The sequence below is a fragment of the Streptomyces rishiriensis genome (assembly GCF_030815485.1).
Lineage (GTDB): Bacteria > Actinomycetota > Actinomycetes > Streptomycetales > Streptomycetaceae > Streptomyces > Streptomyces rishiriensis_A.
Window position 1 is genome coordinate 5,389,681 of sequence record NZ_JAUSWV010000002.1, and the last position, 22,836, is coordinate 5,412,516.

Here is a 22,836-nt window from a genome sequence, read left to right on the forward strand (position 1 = left end):
GCCGAGGACGTGCGCGGGGGTGCGGGCAGACCGCCCCACCCCGGCACCCATGCTGCACTCCGATGCCCACGCCCCACCCGGGCGCCCATGCTGCGCTCCGACGCCCACGCCCTTCCCCGGCGCCCGCTGCCGTGGCGGTCGCGGCCCCGGCGCGAGTCGGCCGACGTGAGGCGGTCGCGGTCCGGCGCGGTCCGTCCGGCGCGGGAGCCCCCGGACCATGGCCCTCGCCGCTCGCCGCTCGCCGTGCGCCGGCTATCCCTCGTTCAAGGGCACTCCCATGATCTCCCGGCCATGTCGGCTCGGTACCAGGCCCAGGTGCCAGGCCTGCCAGCCGGATTCCAGGCGGATGCCGCGTTCCAGCAGCAGGGCGTAGGCCTCCAGGCACTCGGTCAGCCGGGAGTCGCGCAGGGGGTGGTCGGCCCGGGCCAGCTGGGCCAGTTCCTCCTGGGCCACCGCCGTGCCGACCTCGACCCCGCCCGGGGCGGCGTACGGCAGCAGGGTGCAGCGCAGGAAGCGGGCCCAGTCCTCGCCGCGCCGGTCGCCGTACGACGTGAACAGGCCGGCCGCCTCGTCGCACAGGACCAGCGCCGCCTGCGTACGGGCGTTGCCCCCGTCGACGATCGCGAGCTCCAGGCAGGTCCAGGCCTCGCCGTGGGCGACGCCGATGCGCTGGAAGTCGGTGCGCGCGTCGACCAGCAGCTGCCGGGCGAAGCCCGAGTTGCGCAGCGAACCGGTCTGGGCCGCACGCTGGTCGCGGGTCACCCGGGCCGAGTGGTGGCGGGCACAGGCCAGGCCGTAGACGTCGCGCATGCGGGAGAAGAGCGAGCGGGAGCGTTCCAGCTCGCGGACGGCGTGGTCCAGGTCGCCCGTCTCCTCCAGAGCCAGGCCGAGGTAGTACACCGTCCAGGCCTCACCGCGCGCGTCCTCGTTGTCCCGGTGCCGCGCCGACGCCCGGCGCAGGTCCTCCGCCGCCGGGCCCGGATCCCCGGCGACGAGCCGGGCCCGGGCCAGCTGGGTCAGGGCCCACGCCTCGCCGCGGACGTCGCGGGTGCGGCCGTACAGGTCGAGGGCCTCGCGCAGATCGGCCTCGGCCCGCGGGACGTCGCCGCGACGCAGGTTCAGCTGGCCCAGCTGGAAGTGCGCCCAGGCCTCGCCGTGCACGGAGCCGCCCTCGCGGTGCAGGACCAGGGAGCGGGTGAGCAGGTCGAGGGCCTCGGCCAGATGCGCCCTGTCGCGCTCCACCGCGGCGAGGGCGTGCATCGTCCAAGCCCGGTCCGTGGCCAGTTCGGGCGCGGCCTGGAGGTCCATCGCCTCCCGCAGCTTCGCCGACGCCTCCGTCAGCTGACCCTGGTGGTGCAGCGTGATGCCCAGCGAGCACAGGGCCCGCGCCGCGCCCGCGTCGTGGTGGGCCTGGAGGTAGAGGTCGACGACCGAGCTGAGCGTCGTACGGGCCTTGTCCAGCTCGCCCAGCTGACGGGCCGCGATGCCGGTACGCCACTGCACGGACCGCACGAGCAGGTCCTGGCCGACCGACTGCGCCAGCTCGCTGATCTCACCGAGCCGGTAGAGGTCGCCGCGCAGCAGGCAGTAGTCGCACAGGGCGCCCAGCAGGCTCAGTACGGCGTTCTGGGCCACGCCCTCCGCGTGCCGCAGTGTCGCCGTGATGAAGCTCGATTCGTCGTCCAGCCAGCGCAGCGCCTCGTCCAGGGAGGTGAAACCGTGGGGGGTGAAGCGGTCCGAGCGGGTCGACATGTTGCCGTCGACGAGCCGCAGCACGGAGTCGGCGAGCTCGGCGTAGCTGACGATCAGGCGTTCCTGGGCCGCCGAGCGCTCGGTCTGTTCCTCCTCGTCGAGGAGCCGGGCCTGGGCGAAGGCGCGGACCAGGTCGTGCAGGCGGTAGCGGTCGCCGCGGACGTGGTCGACCAGGCCGGCGTCGGCGAGGGCCGTGAGATGCCGGGTCGCCTCCGCGCGGTCCGTGGCCAGGAGCGCGGCCGCCGCGGCCGTCCCGAGCGAGGCGCGTCCGGCCAGGGCCAGCCGGCGCAGCAGCGTGCGGGTCACGTCCGGCTGGTCGGTGTAGCGCAGCCACAGGGCGCGCTCGACGGGCTCCACCGGGCCGTAGACCCCCAGGTCCGCCGCCAGCGCGCGCGGTGAGCGCGGGCCCAGCGAGGAACCGACGACGCGCAGCGCCAGCGGCAGCCCGCCGCACAACTCCCGTATCCGGTCGGCGGATTCGGCGTCGTACGGACCCGAGGCGTCCTGGGCGGCCGCGTCCAGCAGTTCCTCCGCGCCCGCCGCGTCCAGGGGACGCACCGCCAGCTCGTGCACCCACGCGGACAGCTCGGCCGGCAGCTCCAGCGGGCTGCGGGCGGTGACCAGGACCAGGCTTTCGGAGCGTTCCGGCACGAGTGCGCGGACCTGCTCCGGGTCCGAGGCGTCGTCCAGGATCACGGTGACCGGCAGGCCGGTCAGATGCTGCTGGTACAGCTCGGACAGCCGTTTGACCTGCTGGTCCGCGGAGGCACGCTCACGGAAGAGGAGCTGCTCGCGGGGCGCGCCGAGCCGGTTCAGCAGATGCAGCAGGGCGTCCCGGGTGGGCAGTGGCGCCTCCTCCGCGCTGTCGCCGCGCAGGTCCACCACGCAGGCGCCGCGGAACTGGTCGCGCAGATCGTGCGCGGCCCGCACCGCGAGGGCGGTGCGGCCGCTGCCGGGGGGCCCGTGCAGCACGACGACCGTCGGCCGGCTCCGCGTGTCGGCGCGCGCCGCCTGCACCCACTGACGAAGCTGCCCGAGTTCCGTCCGGCGCCCGGCGAACGGGCCGACCAGCTCCGGGAGCTGGCCGAACGACTGGGCCAGCACGGTCCGTCCGCGCGCCGCCGCACTCTTGTCGGCGCCACGCAGCTGCGGTCCCGGTGCCTTCTTCGGCCCGGTCGTCGCGCTCAGCATCCGCTGCTGGTCCAGGAACGGCCGGATGCCCCGCACCTCCAGCGCGGTGAGCCATTGCAGCCGCAGTTGCTCGGCGCCGCCGGGCTGCCCCGCCTCCCCGGCCCGGTGATGAGCCGCCGGCAGATGGGACCCCGCCACCTTCACGACGGTCGCCGCGGCGCCGACGACCCCGACGGCCACCCCGGCGCCGAGCGCGGTACCCGGACCGGTGCCCAGCGCGAGGTCCGCGACCGCCGTCGTGACTGCGGCAACGCCCGCCACCAGCAGGGGGGTCCGCCCGCCCTCCCGCGCGTACCGCTGCCCGAACGTGACCTGCCCCGCCTCCGTCTTCTCCAGGGCCCGCGCATACGCCTCGTACTCCTCGGCGGCCGTCTGCGCCATGGCGTCCAGCGCGCCGCGGGCCCGCGTCATCAGCACCTGCCGGTCGCTGCGCCCGCCGGAACGCCGCACCTCCTCCTCCACGGCCCGCGCCAACAACCGCTCGGCTTCCGCCCTATGACCGTCCCGCATGTCCCGTCCCCCTCCGGAGGTCACAGCTTTCCTTGGTCAAGTGTGCGGTGGGGGGCTCGTCGAAGCGAGGGGGCGAGGGGGCGAGGGCCTCGGGCGTCGGCGCGGCGGTGACCGCCCGGCGGCGCCTGACGTCGGACGAGCGGGGTACTGCGGCAGGATGGACCCCATGCCGAACCGACTGGCCCATGAGACGTCCCCGTACCTCCTCCAGCACGCCGACAACCCCGTCGACTGGTGGCCCTGGTCGGCGGAGGCCTTCGAGGAGGCGCGCAGGCGGGGCGTGCCGGTGCTGCTGAGCGTCGGATATTCGAGCTGCCACTGGTGCCATGTGATGGCGCACGAGTCCTTCGAGGACCAGGAGACCGCCGACCACCTCAACGAGCACTTCGTCAGCGTCAAGGTCGACCGGGAAGAGCGTCCCGACGTGGACGCCGTCTACATGGAGGCCGTGCAGGCGGCCACCGGCCAGGGCGGCTGGCCCATGACCGTGTTCCTGACGCCCGACGCCGAGCCCTTCTACTTCGGGACGTACTTCCCGCCCGCGCCCCGGCAGGGCATGCCCTCCTTCCGGCAGGTGCTGGAGGGGGTGCGGCAGGCGTGGACGGAGCGGCGGGACGAGGTGGCCGAGGTCGCCGGGAAGATCGTCCGGGATCTGGCGGGACGGGAGATCTCCTACGGGGACGGCGTGGCCCCCGGTGAGCAACAGCTGTCGCAGGCGCTGCTGGGGCTGACCCGGGAGTACGACCCGCAGCGGGGCGGATTCGGCGGCGCGCCGAAGTTCCCCCCGTCGATGGTGATCGAGTTCCTGCTGCGCCACCACGCGCGGACCGGCGCCGAGGGCGCCCTGCAGATGGCCGGGGACACCTGTGAGCGGATGGCCAGGGGCGGGATCTACGACCAGCTCGGCGGCGGGTTCGCCCGGTACTCCGTCGACCGCGACTGGGTCGTGCCGCACTTCGAGAAGATGCTGTACGACAACGCGCTGCTGTGCCGGGTGTACGCCCATCTCTGGCGTGCCACCGGCAGCGAGCTCGCGCGCCGGGTCGCCCTGGAGACCGCCGACTTCATGGTGCGCGAACTGCGCACCGAGCAGGGTGGCTTCGCCTCCGCGCTCGACGCCGACAGCGACGACGGGAGCGGGAAGCACGTCGAGGGCGTGTACTACGTCTGGACGCCCGCCCAGCTCACCGAGGTGCTCGGGCCGCAGGACGCCGAGCTCGCCGCCCGCTACTTCGGCGTCACCGAGGAGGGCACCTTCGAGCACGGTTCCTCCGTCCTCCAGCTCCCGCAGCAGGAAGAGGTCTTCGACGCGGAGCGGATCGCCGGCATCAAGGAGCGGCTGCTGCGCGAGCGCGGCGGGCGGCCCGCCCCGGGCCGGGACGACAAGGTCGTCGCCGCCTGGAACGGGCTCGCGATCGCCGCGCTCGCCGAGACCGGCGCCTACTTCGACCGGCCGGATCTCGTCGAGGCCGCGGTCGGGGCCGCCGATCTCCTCGTCCGGCTGCATCTCGACGAGCAGGCCCGCATCGCCCGTACCAGCAAGGACGGACAGGCCGGGGCCAACGCGGGGGTGCTCGAGGACTACGCGGACGTCGCCGAGGGGTTCCTCGCCCTCGCCTCCGTCACCGGGGAGGGCGTCTGGCTGGAGTTCGCCGGATTCCTGCTCGATCACGTCCTCGCCCGGTTCGTCGACGCCGGGTCCGGCGCGCTGTACGACACCGCGGCCGACGCCGAGCGGCTCATCCGGCGCCCGCAGGATCCGACCGACAACGCGGTGCCCTCCGGTTGGAGCGCCGCCGCCGGCGCGCTGCTGAGCTATGCCGCCCACACCGGATCGGAGCCCCACCGCACGGCGGCGGAGCGGGCTTTGGGTGTGGTGAAGACGCTCGGGCCGCGGGTCCCGCGGTTCATCGGGTGGGGGCTCGCCGTCGCCGAGGCGCTGCTCGACGGGCCGCGCGAGGTCGCCGTGGTCGCGTCCGGCAGGGCTGATCCGGCCTCGGCGGCGCTGCACCGTACGGCACTTCTGGGCACCGCCCCGGGAGCGGTCGTCGCGTACGGCACCCCGGGGAGCGAGGAGTTCCCGTTGCTCGCCGACCGGCCGTCGATCAACGGTGAACCGACCGCTTACGTCTGCCGCAACTTCACGTGTGACGCGCCGACCACCGACCCGGAGCGGCTGCGCACGGCGCTGGGCACCGTGGTGAGCGGCTGAAAACCCGGGAAGTGGGGCGGCCTCGCGTGCGGGGAGGGTGATCGGGGCAGGGGCCGGGCCCTATCCCGGGAACTCCGCCAGGGCGCGCTCCACGATGGCGACCAGCTGCTCGTGGTGCGCGCCCTTCCAGTACGCGCGTCCGCAGGACAGGCACTGCGCGAACACGTCGTACGACTGCCGCGTGCCGTGGCGCAGCTGGTCGGCGACCTCCTCCTTGGTGGCCTTGCGCAGCAGGCCGTTGCAGGCGGTGCACCTCGTCCAGGGGAGCAGTTCGGGCGCGAACCGGTCGAGGACGTCGCGGAGCTGCTCCTCGGGGTCGGTGCTGTAGACGTACGCGCCCGCCCACAGTTCGCGCCGCCGCAGCAGGCCCCGGTCCCGGCTGAGCATGACGCGCTGTTCGGCCGCGGAGCGGGTGGCGAGCGCGGGGTCGCCGATGTCGGTCGACTCGTACGCCGTGTCCACGCCGAGCAGGCGCATCCGCGCGGGCCAGGGTGCCCAGGTGGACGTCGAGGAGGAAGCGCAGCGGGGCTCCCGGGATCCGCTGGGGGCGGGCCACCGGGCGGACGGTCACCGACTCGCCCGCGGCGGGGATGTGCGAGACCGGTACCGCACGGCCGTCGACGAGCAGGGTGCCGACCTCCGTGAGGGGCACTCCGAGCGACTCGACGACATGGCCGAGGGTGGAGATGCCGTCGACGGCGAGCGCGGTCGCTCCCGCGCGCCGCGCGTGCGGGACGAACAGGGCCAGCGCCGGGGCGACTTCGACGCGGATCTCGAGTGAGTGCACCCGGCCAGGATGGCATGGGGAAGGGACGGGAGCTGAGCGGTTTTCGGTGTCCGGGCCGTGTGCCGGGACGTCCGGGGTGCCGTCGGGGAGGGCGGCGCAGTCGTCGCGGTGGCCGTCGTCACCGCGGCACGGGACGCGCAACCGGGACACGTGTGGAAGTCGCTCTCGGAAGATGCCGTCTGTCGACCCTCGGCCGTCTTCCTCCATGAAAGACGGCCACGGCTCGGAAGCCGTGGCCGGGAGGAGGCGGAGGAGTGACGTCATCCGTGCTGATACGCCACCAGGGAGATGCCGACGTAGTGCACGACGAACGCGGCGAGGGTCAGGGAGTGGAAGACCTCGTGGAAGCCGAACCAGCGCGGTGACGGGTTGGGACGCTTGATGCCGTAGATCACGCCGCCGGCGCTGTAGAGGAGCCCGCCGACGATCACCAGGACCATGACGGCGATGCCGCCCGCCCGCATGAAGTCCGGCAGGAAGAAGACGGCCGCCCAGCCCATCGCGATGTAGCACGGGGTGTAGAGCCAGCGCGGGGCGCCGACCCAGAAGACGCGGAAGACGATGCCCGCGACCGCCGCGGCCCAGATGCTCCACAGCAGCCACTGTCCCTTCGACTCCGGCAGGAGCAGCAGGGTGAGCGGTGTGTAGGTGCCCGCGATGATCAGGAAGATGTTCGCGTGGTCGAGCCGGCGCAGGATGCCGTCCATGCGCGCGTTCCAGTCACCCCGGTGGTAGAGGGCGCTCACGCCGAACAGCAGGCACGCGGTGAGGGCGTAGATGCCGCAGGCGATGCGGCCGCGGGTGGAGTCGGCGAGGGCGGTGAGCACGAGGCCCGCGACGAGTGCGGCGGGAAACATTCCGAGGTGCAGCCAGCCGCGGAGCTTGGGTTTGACCGGGTGCGGCAGGGAGAGCGGGACGGGACCACGGCCGGCGGCCGGCGTGTCCGTCGGAGCATCGGGGACGGGCGCAGTCATGCGCCGAATCGTACCTACGGAACCGTAGGTTGCGGATCAGGCCGGCGCGCCGAACGGCGAAGAGTGGCCATCATCTCACGCACCCGGGTCAAGGGGCCGTCGGCTGAACGTCAGGTGGACGCAAAGCGCCGCGTCTACACGTGGCCATCCTCACTCCGCTCACCTGTGAGGCCCTCTGGACATATGGGCGGTAGCATCGGATGATCAAATGAGTGCGGTCGACACCGGATGAGCGCCAAGGTCATCATCCGAAGCATCCGGGTCGCAGCCCCCACGGGGCCTCCAAACAAAAAATCCCTCATTTAGGAGCAATCGTGGCGCGCGACATCGCGGCTCCCCCCGTCATCCCCACCCACCACCAGGAACTCGTCTCCTGGGTGAACGAGATCGCCGAACTGACGCAGCCGGACAACGTGGTCTGGTGTGACGGATCCGAGGCCGAGTACGAGCGACTGTGCGACGAGCTCGTCGAGAAGGGCACCTTCAAACGGCTCGACCCGGTCCAGCGCCCGAACTCCTACTACGCCGCCTCCGACCCCACCGACGTCGCCCGCGTCGAGGACCGCACCTTCATCTGCTCCGAGCAGGAGAAGGACGCCGGCCCGACCAACCACTGGAAGGCGCCCGCCGAGATGCGGGAGATCTTCACCGGTGAGAAGGGGCTGTTCCGCGGCTCGATGCGCGGCCGCACGATGTACGTCGTCCCCTTCTGCATGGGCCCGCTGGGCTCCGACCTCTCCGCGATCGGCGTCGAGATCACCGACTCCGCCTACGTCGCCGTGTCCATGCGCACCATGACCCGGATGGGACAGCCGGTGCTGGACGAGCTCGGCACCGACGGCTTCTTCGTGCGTGCCGTGCACACGCTCGGAGCGCCGCTGGCCGAGGGCGAGGCGGACGTCCCGTGGCCCTGCAACCAGACCAAGTACATCTCACACTTCCCCGAGAGCCGCGAGATCTGGTCCTACGGCTCCGGCTACGGCGGCAACGCCCTGCTCGGCAAGAAGTGCTACGCCCTGCGCATCGCGTCCGTCATGGCACGCGACGAGGGCTGGCTCGCCGAGCACATGCTGATCCTCAAACTGACCCCGCCGCAGGGCGAGTCGAAGTACGTCGCCGCCGCCTTCCCGAGCGCCTGCGGCAAGACCAACCTCGCCATGCTGGAGCCCACCGTCTCCGGCTGGACCGTCGAGACCATCGGTGACGACATCGCCTGGATGCGCTTCGGCGAGGACGGCCGCCTGTACGCGATCAACCCCGAGGCCGGCTTCTTCGGCGTCGCGCCCGGCACCGGTGAGCACACCAACGCCAACGCGATGAAGACGCTCTGGGGCAACTCGGTCTTCACCAACGTCGCCCTCACCGACGACAACGACATCTGGTGGGAAGGCATGACGGAGGAGACTCCCGCCCACCTCACCGACTGGAAGGGCAACGACTGGACGCCGGACTCCGGCGTCCCCGCCGCCCACCCCAACGCCCGCTTCACCGTTCCCGCCGCGCAGTGCCCGATCATCGCGCCCGAGTGGGAGGACCCCAGGGGCGTGCCGATCTCGGCGATCCTCTTCGGCGGCCGGCGCGCCTCCGCGGTCCCGCTCGTGACGGAGTCCTTCGACTGGAACCACGGCGTCTTCCTCGGCGCCAACGTGGCCTCCGAGAAGACCGCCGCCGCCGAGGGCAAGGTCGGCGAGCTGCGCCGCGACCCCTTCGCCATGCTGCCGTTCTGCGGCTACAACATGGGCGACTACATGGGCCACTGGGTCGACGTCGCCAAGGGCAAGGACCAGTCGAAGCTCCCGAAGATCTACTACGTCAACTGGTTCCGCAAGAACGAGGCGGGTCAGTTCGTCTGGCCCGGCTTCGGCGAGAACAGCCGCGTCCTGAAGTGGATCGTGGAGCGCCTGGAGGGCAAGGCGGAAGGCGTCGAGACCCCGATCGGCATCCTGCCGACCAAGGACGCCCTCGACACCAAGGGCCTCGAACTGGCCGACTCCGACCTGGAGTTCCTCCTCACCGTGGACAAGGAGGTGTGGCGCGAGGAGGCCGCCCTGGTCCCCGAGCACCTCAACACCTTCGGTGAGCACACCCCGAAGGAACTGTGGGACGAGTACCGCGCGCTGGTGCGGCGCCTGGGCTGACGCCCCCGAAACTCCGCGGCCGGCACGGATGTGCCCTGACCAGTGATCGTCACGGCCGGCCGCGGTGCGATGCGGCGAGGCCGCGTACAACGGCGTGCGCGGCTCTGGGTCTGTCGTCCGCGTCCCGTCCGCCCCGACGGGGACGCGGACGACAGACCTTCGCTCTGTGGTTCCCGGGTGAGGGTGCGGTGCGTCGTGGCCGGTCGCTCGGTTCCCCGCGCCCCGGAGTCGGCCGCGGCGAGCGGTCTTCCGAGTAACGGGCGCGTGTTTCCTGGCGTCCGGCCTGCGTGTCCCTCGGCCGGTACGGAGAAGATGGCGCCCGGTCCGCGCGTCGCTGCGGGTGCACGCGGACCGGGGCCGTTCAGGGTCCCCGGAGGGGAAGCCCCGGCCAGGGGTGGCGCCGGGGAGGGTGTTCACCGGGAGGGTGGCCCCGGTGAGGGGGTTCAGCCGGCGGCGCTCAGTTCCTGCTGCTCCACCAGGGCGGCGGCGTGCGCGTCCATGCGCTGGGCCGCCAGGATCGCCGACGCGGTGTCCGCGCGGGACGCGGCGACGAGGAGGGCGCGGCCCGCCAGGGCGTGCGCCCGCTCGTGCAGGGCCGTGAGGAGCGGGCCCGCCGGGTCGGCGGCGAGGGTGGAGCGGACCGGCGTCCGCCCTCCCCGCAACCGGGTCACCCGCTGCGCGAGCCGGGAGGCCGCGGCGTCCAGGTCGGCGGACGGCGCGGCCGCGCGCAGCTCGTCGGTGACGGCGAGCAGCGCCGCGAGATGAGCTGCGAGCTGGATGTCCAGCTCCTCCTCGCGCGAGCGGTGGGGGAAGTCCGAGGGGGTGCCGGCCATCGTGGTGGGGGCGGACCCACGGGAAGCGGGGGTGCGGATCGGCTCGTACATAGGATGGCCTCCTGTGCTGTCAGGAAACCATCCTAGCTTAGATTTCGTCTAAAGTTGAGCTGTCACAGAACCGCGGCTACGGCTGGCTGTAGCCGTCCAGGAAGCGGGCGATCCGGCCCACCGCGTCCCGCAGGTCCGTCGCCGTCGGCAGGGTGACGACCCGGAAGTGGTCCGGCTCCGGCCAGTTGAAGCCGGTGCCCTGGACGACCATGATCTTCTCCTGGCGCAGCAGGTCGAGGACCATCTGCCGGTCGTCCTTGATCTTGAAGACGGTGGGGTCCAGGCGCGGGAAGAGATAGAGCGCGCCCTTCGGGCGGACGCACGTCACGCCCGGGATCTGCGTCAGCAGTTCGTACGCCGTGTCCACCTGCTCCTTGAGCCGCCCGCCCGGCAGTACCAGGTCCTTGATCGTCTGACGCCCGCTGAGCGCGGCCACGACGCCGTGCTGGCCCGGCATGTTCGCGCACAGGCGCATGTTCGCCAGGATCGTCAGACCCTCGATGTAGGAGTCGGCGTGCGCGCGCGGACCGGAGATGGCCATCCAGCCGACCCGGTAGCCGGCCACCCGGTACGCCTTCGACATGCCGTTGAAGGTGAGGGTGAGCAGGTCCGGGGCGACCTTGGCGGTCGGGGTGTGCGTGGCTCCGTCGTAGAGGATCTTGTCGTAGATCTCGTCCGAGCAGACCAGGAGGTTGTGGCGGCGCGCGATGTCCGTCAGCCCCCGGACCATCGCCTCGTCGTACACCGCGCCCGTCGGGTTGTTCGGGTTGATGATGACGATCGCCTTGGTGCGGTCGGTGACCTTGCGCTCGACGTCCGCGAGGTCGGGCATCCAGTCCGCCTGCTCGTCGCACCGGTAGTGCACGGCGGTGCCGCCGGAGAGCGAGACGGCCGCGGTCCACAAGGGGTAGTCGGGCGCCGGTACGAGCACCTCGTCACCGTCGTCCAGCAGGCCCTGCATCGCCATGACGATCAGCTCTGACACGCCGTTGCCGATGAAGACGTGCTCGACGTCCGTCTCGATGCCGAGGGTCTGGTTGTGCATCACGACGGCCCTGCGCGCGGCCAGCAGGCCCTTCGCGTCGCCGTAGCCGTGTGCCGTCGAGACGTTGCGGAGGATGTCCTCCAGGATCTCCGGCGGGCAGTCGAAGCCGAAGGCGGCCGGGTTGCCGGTGTTCAGCTTGAGGATGCGGTGACCAGCCGCTTCCAGGCGCATCGCCTCCTCGAGAACCGGACCCCGGATCTCGTAACAGACGTTGGCTAGCTTGGTCGACTGGATCACCTGCATGCCTGGGAGCTTACGGCCCGGTAACGCGTATCGGAGGGTGTTTTCCACCACGCGAGACGGGTGGTTTGGGTGGTTATCGGCGGCGACTGTCCCAGCAGCCGCTCCTGTCCCTACAATCCGCGGCATGTCCAGGTCAGGTGAGAGTGGAGTGCCCCCGGTGCGGCCGATGGTGTACCACCCGTACGCCGAGACCGATCCGTCCTCGTACGAGCGGTACGCCGATCCGGCGGCCGCCCACGGGTGGGAGAACGCGTACGACGAGACGGCCGAGCTGCCCCGGGTCCCTTCCCCTCGGGAGAGTGAGCCGGGCGGCCGCGCGGACCGCCGGCGTGCCGCGCGGCGGCCGGGCGGCCGGTACGCACGCCGAGCGCTGGCCGCCGGCGCGGTCGGGGCGGTGGCGCTCGCCGCGGTGGTGGCGGGCCTGTCCTTCTCCGGGGATCCGGCCGGCGGGCGGCAGGGCGGGCAGGGAGGAACGCGCTCGGCGCCGGACGGCACGGCGAGCCCCGCGGACGGCCCGGCCCCGGCCGCCAGCGGATTTGTTGGGCCCGCGGAGTCAGCGCCGGCCGCTCCGGACGCCACGGCGCCGTCCTCGCAGGGTTCGGCGTCCGAGACGCCCTCGGCCGGGTCGCCGGCCGTCGCCGCGAGCCGGTCGGCGAGCGCCGCGCCCTCCGTTTCGGCCTCCGGATCCGGCTCCGCACCCGCGTCCGGGCCCGCGTCCGAAAAGGGCCACTCCGGAAAGGGGCGCGGGTCGGGCAAAGGGGGAAGGTAGGCCGGGCCGTCCGTGAGCCCCGGCGGGCGCGGCTGAAAAGCGACCCTTGTCCTCTCCTCTTCATGCACTAACAATGCGCATGACAAAAACAACGGGCGGCCGGAAGATCTCCGGTCGCCTCGTCGTAAGAGGGGACCCCCACATGAGAAAGCCTCTCGTTGCCGCCTTCTTCGCCCTGGCCATCGCCGGAGCGGGTGCGGCACCCGCGGTCGCCGCGCCGGTCAGCGCGAAGCCCGCGACGGCTTCCACGGCCTCGGCCTCGGCCTCGGCTTCCGCGATCGCGGCCAAGGCGGACACCAGGACCGCCGCGCCGACGCTGCGGGCCGTCAACCTCGCCGGGACCGTCGCGCTCAGCAACTGTTCCGGCTCGGTCGTCCGTTTCCCGAACTCCCTGGACACCGACCCGGCGCTGGTGCTCTCCAACGGCCACTGCCTGTCGACCGGCTTCCCGGAGCCCGGCGAGGTGCTCGTCAACCAGGCCTCCAGCCGCACCTTCAGCCTGCTCAACTCCGCCGGCACCCGGGTCGCGACCCTGCGCGCCAGCAAGCTGGCCTACGGGACGATGACCGACACGGACGTCTCGATCTACCAGCTCACCAGCACGTACGCCACGATCAAGAACGCGTACGGGATCTCCGCACTGACCGTGCAGGACACCCACCCGACCGCCGGCACCGCCATCACCGTGGCGTCCGGCTACTGGAAGCGGCTCTACAGCTGCAACATCGACGGGTTCGTGTACCGCCTCAAGGAGGGCGACTGGACCTGGAAGGACTCGGTCCGTTACACCTCCGCCTGCCAGACCATCGGCGGCACCTCCGGCTCGCCGGTGATCGACCAGTCCACCGGCAAGGTCGTCGCCGTCAACAACACCGGCAACGAGGACGGCGCGCGCTGCACGGAGAACAACCCCTGTGAGGTCGACGCGAGCGGCAACGTCACCGTCCGCCAGGGCATCAACTACGCCCAGGAGACCTACCTGATCCCGGCCTGCTTCACGACCGGCAACCAGCTCAACCTGAGCGCGAGCGCCTGCACCCTGCCCAAGCCGTAGGGCCGGGCCACCGGGCGCGGCGTTCCGTCACACGGGACTGCGACGGACCGCCCGTCCCGCCAGCGCGTCCGTGCGGCGGCCGTCCTCGATGACGAAACGGCCGTCGATCAGGACATGCGGGATGCCGGTGGGCGGGGTGCGGGGAGCTTCGTAGGTGGCGCCCGCCGCCACCGTCGCCGGGTCGAAGAGCACCAGGTCGGCGCGGTGGCCCTCGCGGACCAGGCCCCGGTCCGGCAGGCGCAGGCGGGCCGCCGGGCGGCCGGTCAGGTGGGCCACGCACTCCTCCAGGGACAGGATCCCCGCCTCCCTCACGTAGTGGCCGAGATAGCGCGGGAACGTGCCGTACGCCCGCGGATGCGGCTTGGCGCCCGTCAGGACGCCGTCCGAGCCGCCCGTGTGGACGCGGTGGCGCATGATCGTGCGGACGTTCTCCTCGTGGCCGACGTGCTGGAGGATCGTCGGGGCCAGCCGGTCCTCCAGGAGCAGGCGGCGGGCCGTCGTCCAGGGTTCCTCGCCGCGCAGCAGGGCCGACGCGTGGACCGTGCGGCCCACGTGGTCCGCCAGCCGCTCGTCGCCCACGCCCGAGATCTCGATCGTGTCCCAGTCCACCGGCACCCCGTGGCAGCCGTCCGCGCCGGTCACCTCCAGGTCGTGGCGGATGCGGGCGGCCGCGTCGTCGTCCGCGAGGCGGCGCAGGACCTCCTGCGGTCCGCCCTCGCTCGCCCAACTGGGCAGCAGGGCCGCGAGGGTCGTGCAGCCGGGGGTGTAGGGGTAGGTGTCGAGGGTGATGTCGGCGCCGGAGTCCAGGGCCTCGTCCAGCAGGGCCAGGAGCTCCGGGGCACGGCCCTCGTTGACGCCGAAGTTCATGGTGGCGTGGGCGAGGTGGAGCGGACAGCCCGCCTCGCGGGTCAGCTCGACCATCTCCGCGTACGCCTCCAGGGCGCCGGCCCCGTAACTGCGGTGATGCGGGCAGTAGTAGCCGCCGTAGCGGGCCACCACCCGGCACAGTTCGGTCAGTTCGGCGCCTCGGGCGTACATGCCGGGCGTGTACGTCAGCCCGGAGGACAGGCCGACGGCGCCCTGTTCCAGCCCCTCCGCGACCAGCCGGCGCATCCGGTCCAGTTCCCGGTCGGTGGCCGGGCGGTCCTCCCAGCCGACGACCAGGGCGCGGACCGTGCCCTGGGGGATGAGGTAGGCCGCGTTGACGGCGATGCCCCGGCCCTCGAAACCGTGGTCCAGGCGGTCCAGGTACTCGCCCACCGAGCGCCAGTCGAGGTCGAGGTCGTCGCCGTACCCGTTCCAGCCGGTGATGGCCCGGCGGACCCCTTCGAGGGTGGGATCGTCGACCGGGGCGTACGACAGTCCGTCCTGGCCGAGGACTTCCAGGGTGACCCCCTGCGCGAGCTTCGCGCTGTGGTCGGGGTCGCGCAGCAGCGCGAGGTCGCTGTGGGCGTGCATGTCGATGAAGCCGGGGGAGAGGACCAGGCCCTCCGCGTCCAGCTCCCGTACCGCTTTCGGGCGCTGGCAGCCGGCGGCCGCCGCCTCCTTCACGATCGAGACGATCCTGCCGTCGTCGATCAGCACGTCCGCGCGGTAGGAGTCGGCGCCGGTGCCGTCGACGACGTCCGCGTCCCGGATGACGAGGTCTTCCACGGTCCCACTCCCTAGAAGAACGTGCGGATGTAGTCGACGACGGTGCCGTCCGCCTGGGCCAGCGGGATCAGCGGCCACTTGTCGAAGGACGTGCAGGGGTGGGAGAGGCCCAGGCCGACCCAGTCGCCGACCTCGAGGTCCGCCTCGGCGTCGGTGCGCAGCCAGGCGTGCTGGTCGGAGAGCGCGGTCACCGTGACACCGGTGGCCGGGCGTTCCGTGCCGTCGCGGCGGATCACCTGGGCGAAGGGCAGGTCCAGGTCGTAGGCCGCGTCCCGCTTGCCCGCGTTGACGAACGCCTGGTCGGGGGCGGGGCGGGAGACGACCTGGGTCCACAGGCGGAACGCGGGCTCCAGCGCGCCCTCCTCGGGAACCCGGTTGAACGGGGTCAGCTTGCGGTAGTGGCCGTCGTCGTGCGAGACGTACGCGCCGGAGCGCAGCAGCTTCAGTACCGGCAGGGAGAGTCCGGGGATCCGGGCGAAGACCTCGGCGACCGTGTCGAACCAGGCGCTGCCGCCCGCGCTGACGACGATCTCCTCGGCGCCCGCGAACCGTCCCGCCTCGTCGAACGCGGCGGCGAGGGCGACCAGGCGGTGCAGCCAGGCCCGCACCCGCTCCGGGTCGGCCCGCGGGACCTCGCCCTCGTAGCCCGCGACCCCGACCAGCCGCAGCGTCGGCGCGGCGGCCACCGCGTCCGCGACCGCCGCGCACTCCGCCTCCGTGCGGACCCCGGTGCGGGCGCCGTCGCCCGCGGCCAGTTCGACGACGACGTCCAGGGGGCGCCCGGCGCCGCGCAGGGCGGCGTCCATCAGCTCGACGCCGCGCACCGAGTCGACGTAGCAGACGAGGCGGAAGGCGGGGTCGGCGTCGAGCTGCGCGGAGATCCAGCGCAGGGCGGCCGGGTCCACCAGTTCGTTGGCGAGGAAGATCTGCCGGACGCCGTACGCCCGGGCCACCCGCACCTGGTGCGGGACCGCGAGGGTGATGCCCCAGGCGCCGTGGTCGAGCTGGCGCCGGAAGAGCTGCGGGGCCATGGAGGTCTTGCCGTGCGGGGCGAAGGCGAGACCGTGGCGGGTCGCGTAGGTCTCCATGAGGGCGAGGTTGTGCTCGAGGCGCTCGGCGGAGAGGGCCAGCACGGGGGTCGCGAAGCCGTCGGTGAAGAGATTGCGGCGCTGGGCGGCCAGTTCGCCGACGGTGAGGCCGTCGGCGTCCGGCGGGAGGCCCTTGAAGCGGTGGTCGACGCGTTCCCCGGCCAGTCGGGCGAGCGCCTCGAGTGCCTCGGTACTCATGGAACCTCCTGATCAGGAGCGTTGCGCAAGCTGCAACGTCCATTGCGTATATCGCTTACTGCTGTCTAACATCTCGCCCAACGCCGGGTCAACGGAGCCCCCCCAGCCTTCGGCCGGGGGGACCCCCATCTCGCTTCACTCGCCCGCACCAGCACAGGAGCCAAGACGATCGTGACCGCCACCGGACCCTGCAACGCCCCCGACGCCGTGGACGTCGTCGCGCTCGGCGAGTCCATGGTCACCTTCCTGCCCTCCCGGCCCGGCCGCCTCGCCGACGTCCCGTCCTTCGACCGCGGCATCGGCGGCGCCGAGTCCAACGTGGCCTGTGCGCTGGCGGCGTCCGGACACGCGGTGCGCTGGATCAGCCGGGTGGGGGCGGACGGGTTCGGCGACCATCTCGTCGAGACCATCGGCTCCTACGGCGTCGACGTGACCTCGGTGCGCCGGGATCCCGACCGTCCGACCGGCGTCTACTTCCGCACCGCCGGCGACCGGGCCACCGACGCGCACGAGGTCGCCTACTACCGGACCGGCTCGGCCGCCTCCGCGATGTCCCTCGACACCGTCGGCCTCGACGCGGCACGGGCCGGCCGGGTGCTGCACCTCACCGGGATCACCGCGGCCCTGTCCGCGGACTGCCTCGGACTGCTGCGGGAACTGACGGCCCACCGGCCCGGCCGGCCCCTCGTCTCCTTCGACGTCAATCACCGGCCCCGGCTGTGGACGGACGGCAACAGCCCGCAGGTCCTCCTCGAACTGGCCCGCGGCGCCGACCTGGTGTTCGTGGGCGAGGACGAGGCGGCCGAGGTGTGGGGCCTGGACGGCGTCGACGCCGTACGGACCGCGTTCCCCGACCCGGAGGTACTCGTCGTCAAGCAAGGGGCGCTCGGGGCGACCGTCTTCGACCAGGGGCGCGTCCTGCACGTCCCCGCCCCGCACGTCGACGTCGTCGCCGCCGTCGGCGCAGGGGACGCCTTCGCCGCCGGATTCCTCTCCGCCACCCTGCGCGGGCTGCCCGTGCGCGACCGCCTCCGGCACGGGCACCTCATGGCCGCCGCCGCCCTCACCGTCCCCGGCGACCTCGCCGTACCGCCCTCCCGCGACCACGCCGACCGGCTCGCGGCCCTCGACGACGCCGCGTGGGGGAGACTTCGACTCGGCCCCGGCTGGACACACGCCGAAGAACGGGCCGACGAGGAGGTACCCACCCCATGAGCCAGACCGTCGACCGAGCGCTGAGCATCCTGCCGCTGCTCGCCGAGGGCCCCGCCGACCTCGGACAGGTCGCCGACCGCCTCGGCGTGCACAAATCGACGGCCCTGCGGCTGTTGCGCACCCTGCACGAGCACGGCCTCGTCTACCGCCAGTCCGACCAGCGCTACCGCCTGGGCGCCCGCCTCTTCGCCCTCGCCCAGGAGGCGATGGAGAACCTCGACATCCGCGAGATCGCCCATCCGCACCTGGCCCGCCTGAACGAGACCTGCGGGCACACCGTGCACCTCGCCGTCTACGAGGAGGGCGAGGTGCTCTACATCGACAAGGTGGAGAGCCGCTACCCGGTGCGGATGTACTCACGGATCGGCAAACCCGTCGCCATCACGGTCGCCGCCGTCGCCAAGCTGCTCCTCGCCGACCTGCCGGAGCCCGAGCGGCGGGTGATCGCGGAGAAGCTCGACTACCCCCTCTACACGGCCCGTTCGACCCCCAACGCGCAGGCTTTCCTGCGCGAGCTGGAAAAGGTGCGCGAACAGGGCTGGGCCACCGACCTCGGTGGCCACGAGGAGTCCATCAACTGTGCCGCCGCGCCGATCCGGGGCGCCGACGGCCGGGTGGTCGCCGCGATGTCGGTCTCCGCGCCGAACGTCGTCGTCACCGCCGAGGAACTCCTCACCCTGCTCCCGCTGGTGCGCCGCACGGCGGACGCCATCAGCGGCGAGTACTCCGGCAGGACCCCGATCAAGGAAGCCCCGAAGGAATGAGCCCGGCATGACCGAGAAGACCGCCCTCACCCCCAAGACCCACACCACCCCGCCCGCGAGGTTCTCGCACGGGGTACGGAAGGGCAACATCCTCCAGGTCGCGGGCCAGGTCGGCTTCCTGCCCGCCGAAGAGGGCAGGCCGCCGACGCCCGCGGGCCCCACCCTGCGCGAGCAGACCCTCCAGACCCTCGCCAACGTCAAGGCGATCCTCGAGGAGGGCGGCGCGCGCTGGGACGACGTGATGATGATCCGCGTCTACCTGACGGACACGGCGCACTTCGCCGAGTTCAACACGCTCTACAACGACTACTTCGGGGAGCAGGCCCTCACCGCCCCGCCCGCGGCCCGCACGACGGTCTACGTCGGCCTGCCGGCCGGGCTCCTGGTCGAGATCGACGCGCTCGCCGTCCTCGGCTGACCCGCCCGCCCGGCCGGCGGTTCGGCTGACCCGCCGGCCGACCACCCCGGCGACCCCGCCCAGGCCGGCGCTCCGTCACCTCCCGCACTTCCGCACACCGCACCGCCTCACGGCGCGGCGTCCCCTTTCGCCGGGGACGCCGTGCCGCGATCCCCCCTGCCCGAAAGCACCGTGAACCCCAGCAGAGGACCCCCGAATGCCCCTTCCGCTCGCGGCATCCACCCCCGCCGAGGCCCCACCCCACACCGGCGGACTGCTTCTCCTCATCGACGGCACCGCAGGCCTGCTGACGGTCGCCGCCCTCGGTATCGCCCTTCTCCTCTTCCTGATCATCAAGGTCAGGATCCAGCCCTTCGTGGCCCTCCTCGCGGTCTCCATAGCCGTCGGCCTGCTGGCCGGTCTGTCGGTGACCGAACTCTTCGGCACCGTCCAGCGTTCGGACGCCGTCTCCACCATCGAGTCCGGGATGGGCGGCATCCTCGGCCATGTCGCGATCATCATCGGCCTGGGCACGATGCTCGGCGCGGTCCTCGAAGTCAGCGGCGGCGCCGAGGTGTTGGCCTCCCGGCTGCTCGGCGTGTTCGGCGAGCGGCGGGCGCCCCTCGCCATGGGCCTGACCGGCCTGATCTTCGGCATCCCGGTCTTCTTCGACGTCGGCATCTTCGTGCTGGCCCCGATCGTCTACGCGGCCGCCAAGCGGGGCGGCCGGTCGATCCTGCTGTACTGCCTTCCGCTGCTCGCGGGTCTGTCGATGACCCACGCGTTCCTGCCCCCGCACCCCGGCCCGGTCGCGGCCGCCGGCCTGCTGCACGTCGACCTCGGCTGGGTCATCCTCATGGGTGTCGTCTGCGGGATCCCGGCCGTGCTGGCGGCCTGGGCGTTCTCGGCGTGGGTCGGCCGCCGCATCTTCGTCGCCGTCCCGCAGGACATGGTCGAGGCGGCGGCGGAGGCCAAGCGGGCGGTCGTCGAGGAGCAGCGGGCGCAGGGCGTGGTCCCGCGCGAGGACCCGGTGCCGCTGGGCACGGTCCTCGGGATCATCGGTACGCCGCTGGTGCTGATCCTCGCCGCCACGTTCTCGTCGATCGCGCTGGACCCGTCCACGCTCCGCTCGGTGATCGAGTTCTTCGGCAGCCCGTTCGTGGCGCTGACCATCGCCCTGCTCCTCGCCTACTACCTGCTCGGCATCCGGCGGGGCTGGTCCCGCAAGTCGCTGGAGACGGTCTCGACGGCCTCGCTGAAGCCGGTCGGCAACATCCTGCTGGTCGTCGGCGCGGGCGGGATCTTCGGCGCCGTCCTGAAGGCCAGCGGGGTGGCCCAGGCGCTGTCGGACACCTTCAACGACGTGGGCCTGCCGGTGATCGTCCTGTCCTACCTGATCTCGGTGGTGCTGCGGGTCGCGCAGGGCTCGGCGACGGTGGCGATCGTGACGACGGCGGGCATCGTGGCGCCGCTGCTCGCCGAGGGCGACCACTCGCAGGCCTTCGTGGCCCTCGTCATCATGGCCATCTCCGCGGGCTCCATCTTCGCCTCGCACGTCAACGACGGCGGGTTCTGGATGGTGGCCAAGTACTTCGGCATCAGCGAGCGCGACACCCTGAAGACCTGGACCGTGCTGGAGACGGTGCTGTCGGTGGCCGGCTTCGTGATGGCGGCCGGAATGAGCCTCTTCGTGTAGGGCTCCGGTAACGAAGTCAGGGGCTGACTGTGTCCGGCACAGGATCTTCGACCATACTGCCCGCTGTGGAGCAGCGCATAGGTTCGAGCAGCCAGCCCCTGGAGGGCGCCGGGTTCGACCCGGCATTCATCCCCGGGCTCACGTCGCCCGTGACCGCGGAGCCGGAGGACAAACGGCCGGACGAGGACGGCGGCGTGGACGCCGTCGAGCCGGAGGCGGGGAAGGGGGAGTCAGCGGCGTCGGAGCGCCCGGACGCGTCGGCGGAGCCGGGCACGTCCGACGGGTCCGAAGAACCGGACGACTCCGCCGAGTCCGTCGAGGGTCCCGTCTTCGAGGCCTCCGACCGCCGTGCGCGGATCGCCGCCGACGCCAAGGGCGTCCGGCTCCGCCTCGACGAGGAGTCGTGCGAGTTCCGCTGGGACGAGATCGGCGCGGTCGAGACCGAGACGCCGCGCTTCGGCAAGCGGTTCACCGTCACGGTGCACACCCCTGACCGCCGCTGGTACCCGATCGAGATCGAGGCGACGGCCAGGTCCCGCTTCAAGGAGTGGGAGGACCAGCTGGACGCGGTCCTCGACGCCTACTTCGAGGACGGCGAAGCCGAAGCCGAAGCGGGCGCCGAGGCCAAGGACGCCGACGTCAAGGACGCCGACGTCAAGGACGCCGACGTCAAGGACGCCGACGTCAAGGACGCCGACGTCAAGGACGCCGACTAGACGCAGTACTGGGTCTGTTTCCCGATGGAGCGGTACATGCAGTCCGCGTTCTCGAGAAGCTGAAGCACCGCGTCCCGGTTGCGGGAGGTCTCCCGCTCGATGATCTCGTCGGGCGGGTAGAACCCTCCTCCGGAAGCGGACGACGGATACATCTCGAAGGTGTACGAGAAGATCTTCTGCGTACCCCAGAGGTAGTCGTCGATCGACCCGTCGGTGATGTACAGGTCGCTGGACTGCTCCGGGGTGTACCCGTTGCTCGCGGCCATCTTCTGCCCGACGGCCTTGAACGCGGCGTTGTCGTCCGCGGTCATCCCGGTGGCCGTGTCCGCGCTCGTGTAGCCGAACGGCCACAACACCAGCTGGCTGTACGTGTGGAAGTCGATCCCGGCGGTGATCTGCTGCTTCCCGCCCACGATCCGGCCGCGCACGAAGTCGGCGACGACCTTCACCTCGGGCGCGGACTCGGCGGCCGCGCCCCGGTAGGTCTCGGAGGACGTGGACCCCGAAGAGCCGCCGCAGCAGCCGAACTTGTAGTTCCAGTTCCGGTTGAGATCCGTACCGACGTACGAGGAACCGGAGTTGGGCTGCCGGTTCTTGCGCCAGGAGCGGTACGAGCCGGTGGCGATGTCGTACTCGCCGCCGTCCGGGTTGAGGTCGGGGACGATCCAGATCTCGCGGCCGTTGACCATGCCGGTGACCCGGGAGTCGGATCCGTAGCCGGCCCCCAGCTCACGGATCAGGTACAGCGCCATCTCCACGGTGAGGTGTTCGCGGGCGTGCTGGTGGTGGGTGAACAGCACCTCCGGCTCGGCCTCGTCCGTGGCGACGTTGTCGCTGATCTTGACGGCCACGATGTCCCGGCCCTGGTACGACTTGCCGATGACCCGCTTGCTCATGATGCCCGGGTAGGCGGCGATGCGCTGGTCGATCTCCGTCGTCATCTCGGCGTAGTTGTGGTACTTCGAGTCGGCGGTCGGGAAGTCGAAGAGCCGTACCTCGTCCTCGGCGGCCCGGTCCGGCGCCGACCCCAGAGGCGAGACCTCGTACCCCTGCGCGCGCAGCTTTCTCACCTGGTCCGCGCGGCCGGAGACCACGACGGTCTCCTCGTCGGCCTCGTCGACGCTCACCCCGGAGGCGGCGATCGCGGTGCGCATGTGGGGGGTGCTGTGGTGGACGTGGATCTCGTACTGGCGGATGTCGTCGGCGGAGGGCGCCGCCTTCGGGGCGCTGCCCGCCGCGGCGTCGGTGACCGTCGCCGAGACCGGCGCGGCGAGAGCGAGGGCGAGCAGTGCGGCGAGGACGGTGGTCCGCCTGCCGCGGTGGGCGCTTGTGGCGCCGGCGCCTGAGCCGCGAATGCGAAGTCGCATGAACTCTCCTTGTGGGGAGCCGGGTCGTGGGGGGCTGTGCGCTTGCTGTGTGCGGCGGTGCGGTGCCGCTCATCGTCGGGGTATGGCATGAGCAGGTCAAGAGTGGACAAGAGGCCGATGGCCGAAATCATGCGGAATGCGACAGTGGCCGGCCGCGAAGTTTAGCCGCGCCCGCGCCGGTGG

Annotated in this window: 16 protein-coding genes and 1 pseudogene; 9 read left to right on the plus strand and 8 right to left on the minus strand. The window is 72.1% G+C overall.

The window, feature by feature from the left end:
* Window positions 1-252: 252 nt before the first annotated feature.
* Window positions 253-3,453: a tetratricopeptide repeat protein gene (locus tag QF030_RS26620; protein WP_307165126.1), complete on the minus strand. Its 3,201-nt coding sequence runs from the start codon at window positions 3,451-3,453 to the stop codon at window positions 253-255.
* Between the two features lie 166 nt (window positions 3,454-3,619).
* On the opposite strand from QF030_RS26620, the gene QF030_RS26625 reads away from it, so the two are divergent.
* Window positions 3,620-5,665, plus strand: a complete 2,046-nt coding sequence (locus QF030_RS26625) for a thioredoxin domain-containing protein (RefSeq protein WP_307165127.1) — start codon at window positions 3,620-3,622, stop codon at window positions 5,663-5,665.
* 60 nt (window positions 5,666-5,725) lie between these two features.
* Here the strand turns inward: QF030_RS26625 and QF030_RS26630 are convergent.
* Both QF030_RS26630 and trhA read right to left on the minus strand, forming a co-directional pair.
* A pseudogene (locus QF030_RS26630) lies at window positions 5,726-6,452 on the minus strand (Mut7-C RNAse domain-containing protein).
* Window positions 6,453-6,712: 260 nt separating this feature from the next.
* Window positions 6,713-7,426: a PAQR family membrane homeostasis protein TrhA gene (gene trhA, locus QF030_RS26635; RefSeq protein WP_307165128.1), complete on the minus strand. Its 714-nt coding sequence runs from the start codon at window positions 7,424-7,426 to the stop codon at window positions 6,713-6,715.
* 314 nt (window positions 7,427-7,740) lie between these two features.
* On the opposite strand from trhA, the gene QF030_RS26640 reads away from it, so the two are divergent.
* Window positions 7,741-9,564, plus strand: coding sequence for a phosphoenolpyruvate carboxykinase (GTP) (locus QF030_RS26640; RefSeq protein ID WP_307165129.1), 1,824 nt, complete (start codon window positions 7,741-7,743; stop codon window positions 9,562-9,564).
* A gap of 443 nt (window positions 9,565-10,007) precedes the next feature.
* Here the strand turns inward: QF030_RS26640 and QF030_RS26645 are convergent, their stop codons facing one another.
* On the minus strand, window positions 10,008-10,448 hold the full coding sequence (locus QF030_RS26645; protein ID WP_307165130.1) for an SCO4983 family protein: 441 nt from the start codon (window positions 10,446-10,448) through the stop codon (window positions 10,008-10,010).
* A gap of 76 nt (window positions 10,449-10,524) precedes the next feature.
* On the minus strand, window positions 10,525-11,736 hold the full coding sequence (locus tag QF030_RS26650; protein ID WP_307165131.1) for a pyridoxal phosphate-dependent aminotransferase: 1,212 nt from the start codon (window positions 11,734-11,736) through the stop codon (window positions 10,525-10,527).
* A 124-nt stretch (window positions 11,737-11,860) separates the two neighbouring features.
* Here QF030_RS26650 and QF030_RS26655 point away from each other — a divergent pair, with 124 nt between their 5' ends.
* Together QF030_RS26655 and QF030_RS26660 are read left to right on the plus strand one after the other, a co-directional pair.
* Window positions 11,861-12,505 (plus strand): hypothetical protein, encoded by a 645-nt coding sequence (locus QF030_RS26655; RefSeq protein ID WP_307165132.1) that lies wholly within the window; start codon window positions 11,861-11,863, stop codon window positions 12,503-12,505.
* 142 nt (window positions 12,506-12,647) lie between these two features.
* Window positions 12,648-13,559 (plus strand): S1 family peptidase, encoded by a 912-nt coding sequence (locus QF030_RS26660; protein ID WP_307165133.1) that lies wholly within the window; start codon window positions 12,648-12,650, stop codon window positions 13,557-13,559.
* 27 nt (window positions 13,560-13,586) lie between these two features.
* On the opposite strand, the gene QF030_RS26665 is transcribed toward QF030_RS26660, so the two are convergent.
* Window positions 13,587-15,212, minus strand: a complete 1,626-nt coding sequence (locus tag QF030_RS26665; RefSeq protein ID WP_307165134.1) for an N-acyl-D-amino-acid deacylase family protein — start codon at window positions 15,210-15,212, stop codon at window positions 13,587-13,589.
* 11 nt (window positions 15,213-15,223) lie between these two features.
* Window positions 15,224-16,498: an amino acid deaminase gene (locus tag QF030_RS26670; protein WP_307165135.1), complete on the minus strand. Its 1,275-nt coding sequence runs from the start codon at window positions 16,496-16,498 to the stop codon at window positions 15,224-15,226.
* 171 nt (window positions 16,499-16,669) lie between these two features.
* Between QF030_RS26670 and QF030_RS26675 the strand changes: the two genes are divergently transcribed.
* The 5 genes from QF030_RS26675 (at window position 16,670) to QF030_RS40775 (ending at window position 21,286) form a co-directional block, all read left to right on the plus strand.
* Complete coding sequence (locus QF030_RS26675) at window positions 16,670-17,713, plus strand: sugar kinase (protein ID WP_307165136.1); 1,044 nt, start codon at window positions 16,670-16,672, stop codon at window positions 17,711-17,713.
* Entirely contained in the window at window positions 17,710-18,477 is a 768-nt protein-coding gene (locus QF030_RS26680) for an IclR family transcriptional regulator (RefSeq protein ID WP_307165137.1), read from the plus strand. Before QF030_RS26675 ends, QF030_RS26680 begins: the two co-directional genes overlap by 4 nt.
* A 7-nt stretch (window positions 18,478-18,484) precedes the next feature.
* Window positions 18,485-18,895: a RidA family protein gene (locus QF030_RS26685; protein ID WP_307165138.1), complete on the plus strand. Its 411-nt coding sequence runs from the start codon at window positions 18,485-18,487 to the stop codon at window positions 18,893-18,895.
* 196 nt (window positions 18,896-19,091) lie between these two features.
* Window positions 19,092-20,570, plus strand: a complete 1,479-nt coding sequence (locus tag QF030_RS26690) for a GntP family permease (RefSeq protein WP_307165139.1) — start codon at window positions 19,092-19,094, stop codon at window positions 20,568-20,570.
* 65 nt (window positions 20,571-20,635) lie between these two features.
* Window positions 20,636-21,286, plus strand: coding sequence for a hypothetical protein (locus QF030_RS40775; RefSeq protein ID WP_307165140.1), 651 nt, complete (start codon window positions 20,636-20,638; stop codon window positions 21,284-21,286).
* Here QF030_RS40775 and QF030_RS26700 read toward each other — a convergent pair.
* A complete protein-coding gene (locus tag QF030_RS26700; protein ID WP_307165141.1) occupies window positions 21,283-22,653 on the minus strand; it encodes a M14 family metallopeptidase in 1,371 nt (456 codons plus the stop codon). The genes QF030_RS40775 and QF030_RS26700 overlap by 4 nt on opposite strands.
* Between the last annotated feature and the right edge of the window lie 183 nt (window positions 22,654-22,836).

Bases quoted from the DNA above. Each gene is read 5' to 3' on its own strand.
- QF030_RS26620 (WP_307165126.1), bottom strand. From the start codon at position 3,453: ATGCGGGACGGTCATAGGGCGGAAGCCGAGCGGTTGTTGGCGCGGGCC.
- QF030_RS26625 (WP_307165127.1), top strand. From the start codon at position 3,620: ATGCCGAACCGACTGGCCCATGAGACGTCCCCGTACCTCCTCCAGCAC.
- trhA (WP_307165128.1), bottom strand. From the start codon at position 7,426: ATGACTGCGCCCGTCCCCGATGCTCCGACGGACACGCCGGCCGCCGGC.
- QF030_RS26645 (WP_307165130.1), bottom strand. From the start codon at position 10,448: ATGTACGAGCCGATCCGCACCCCCGCTTCCCGTGGGTCCGCCCCCACC.
- QF030_RS26650 (WP_307165131.1), bottom strand. From the start codon at position 11,736: ATGCAGGTGATCCAGTCGACCAAGCTAGCCAACGTCTGTTACGAGATC.
- QF030_RS26655 (WP_307165132.1), top strand. From the start codon at position 11,861: ATGTCCAGGTCAGGTGAGAGTGGAGTGCCCCCGGTGCGGCCGATGGTG.
- QF030_RS26660 (WP_307165133.1), top strand. From the start codon at position 12,648: ATGAGAAAGCCTCTCGTTGCCGCCTTCTTCGCCCTGGCCATCGCCGGA.
- QF030_RS26670 (WP_307165135.1), bottom strand. From the start codon at position 16,498: ATGAGTACCGAGGCACTCGAGGCGCTCGCCCGACTGGCCGGGGAACGC.
- QF030_RS26680 (WP_307165137.1), top strand. From the start codon at position 17,710: ATGAGCCAGACCGTCGACCGAGCGCTGAGCATCCTGCCGCTGCTCGCC.
- QF030_RS26685 (WP_307165138.1), top strand. From the start codon at position 18,485: ATGACCGAGAAGACCGCCCTCACCCCCAAGACCCACACCACCCCGCCC.
- QF030_RS26690 (WP_307165139.1), top strand. From the start codon at position 19,092: ATGCCCCTTCCGCTCGCGGCATCCACCCCCGCCGAGGCCCCACCCCAC.
- QF030_RS26700 (WP_307165141.1), bottom strand. From the start codon at position 22,653: ATGCGACTTCGCATTCGCGGCTCAGGCGCCGGCGCCACAAGCGCCCAC.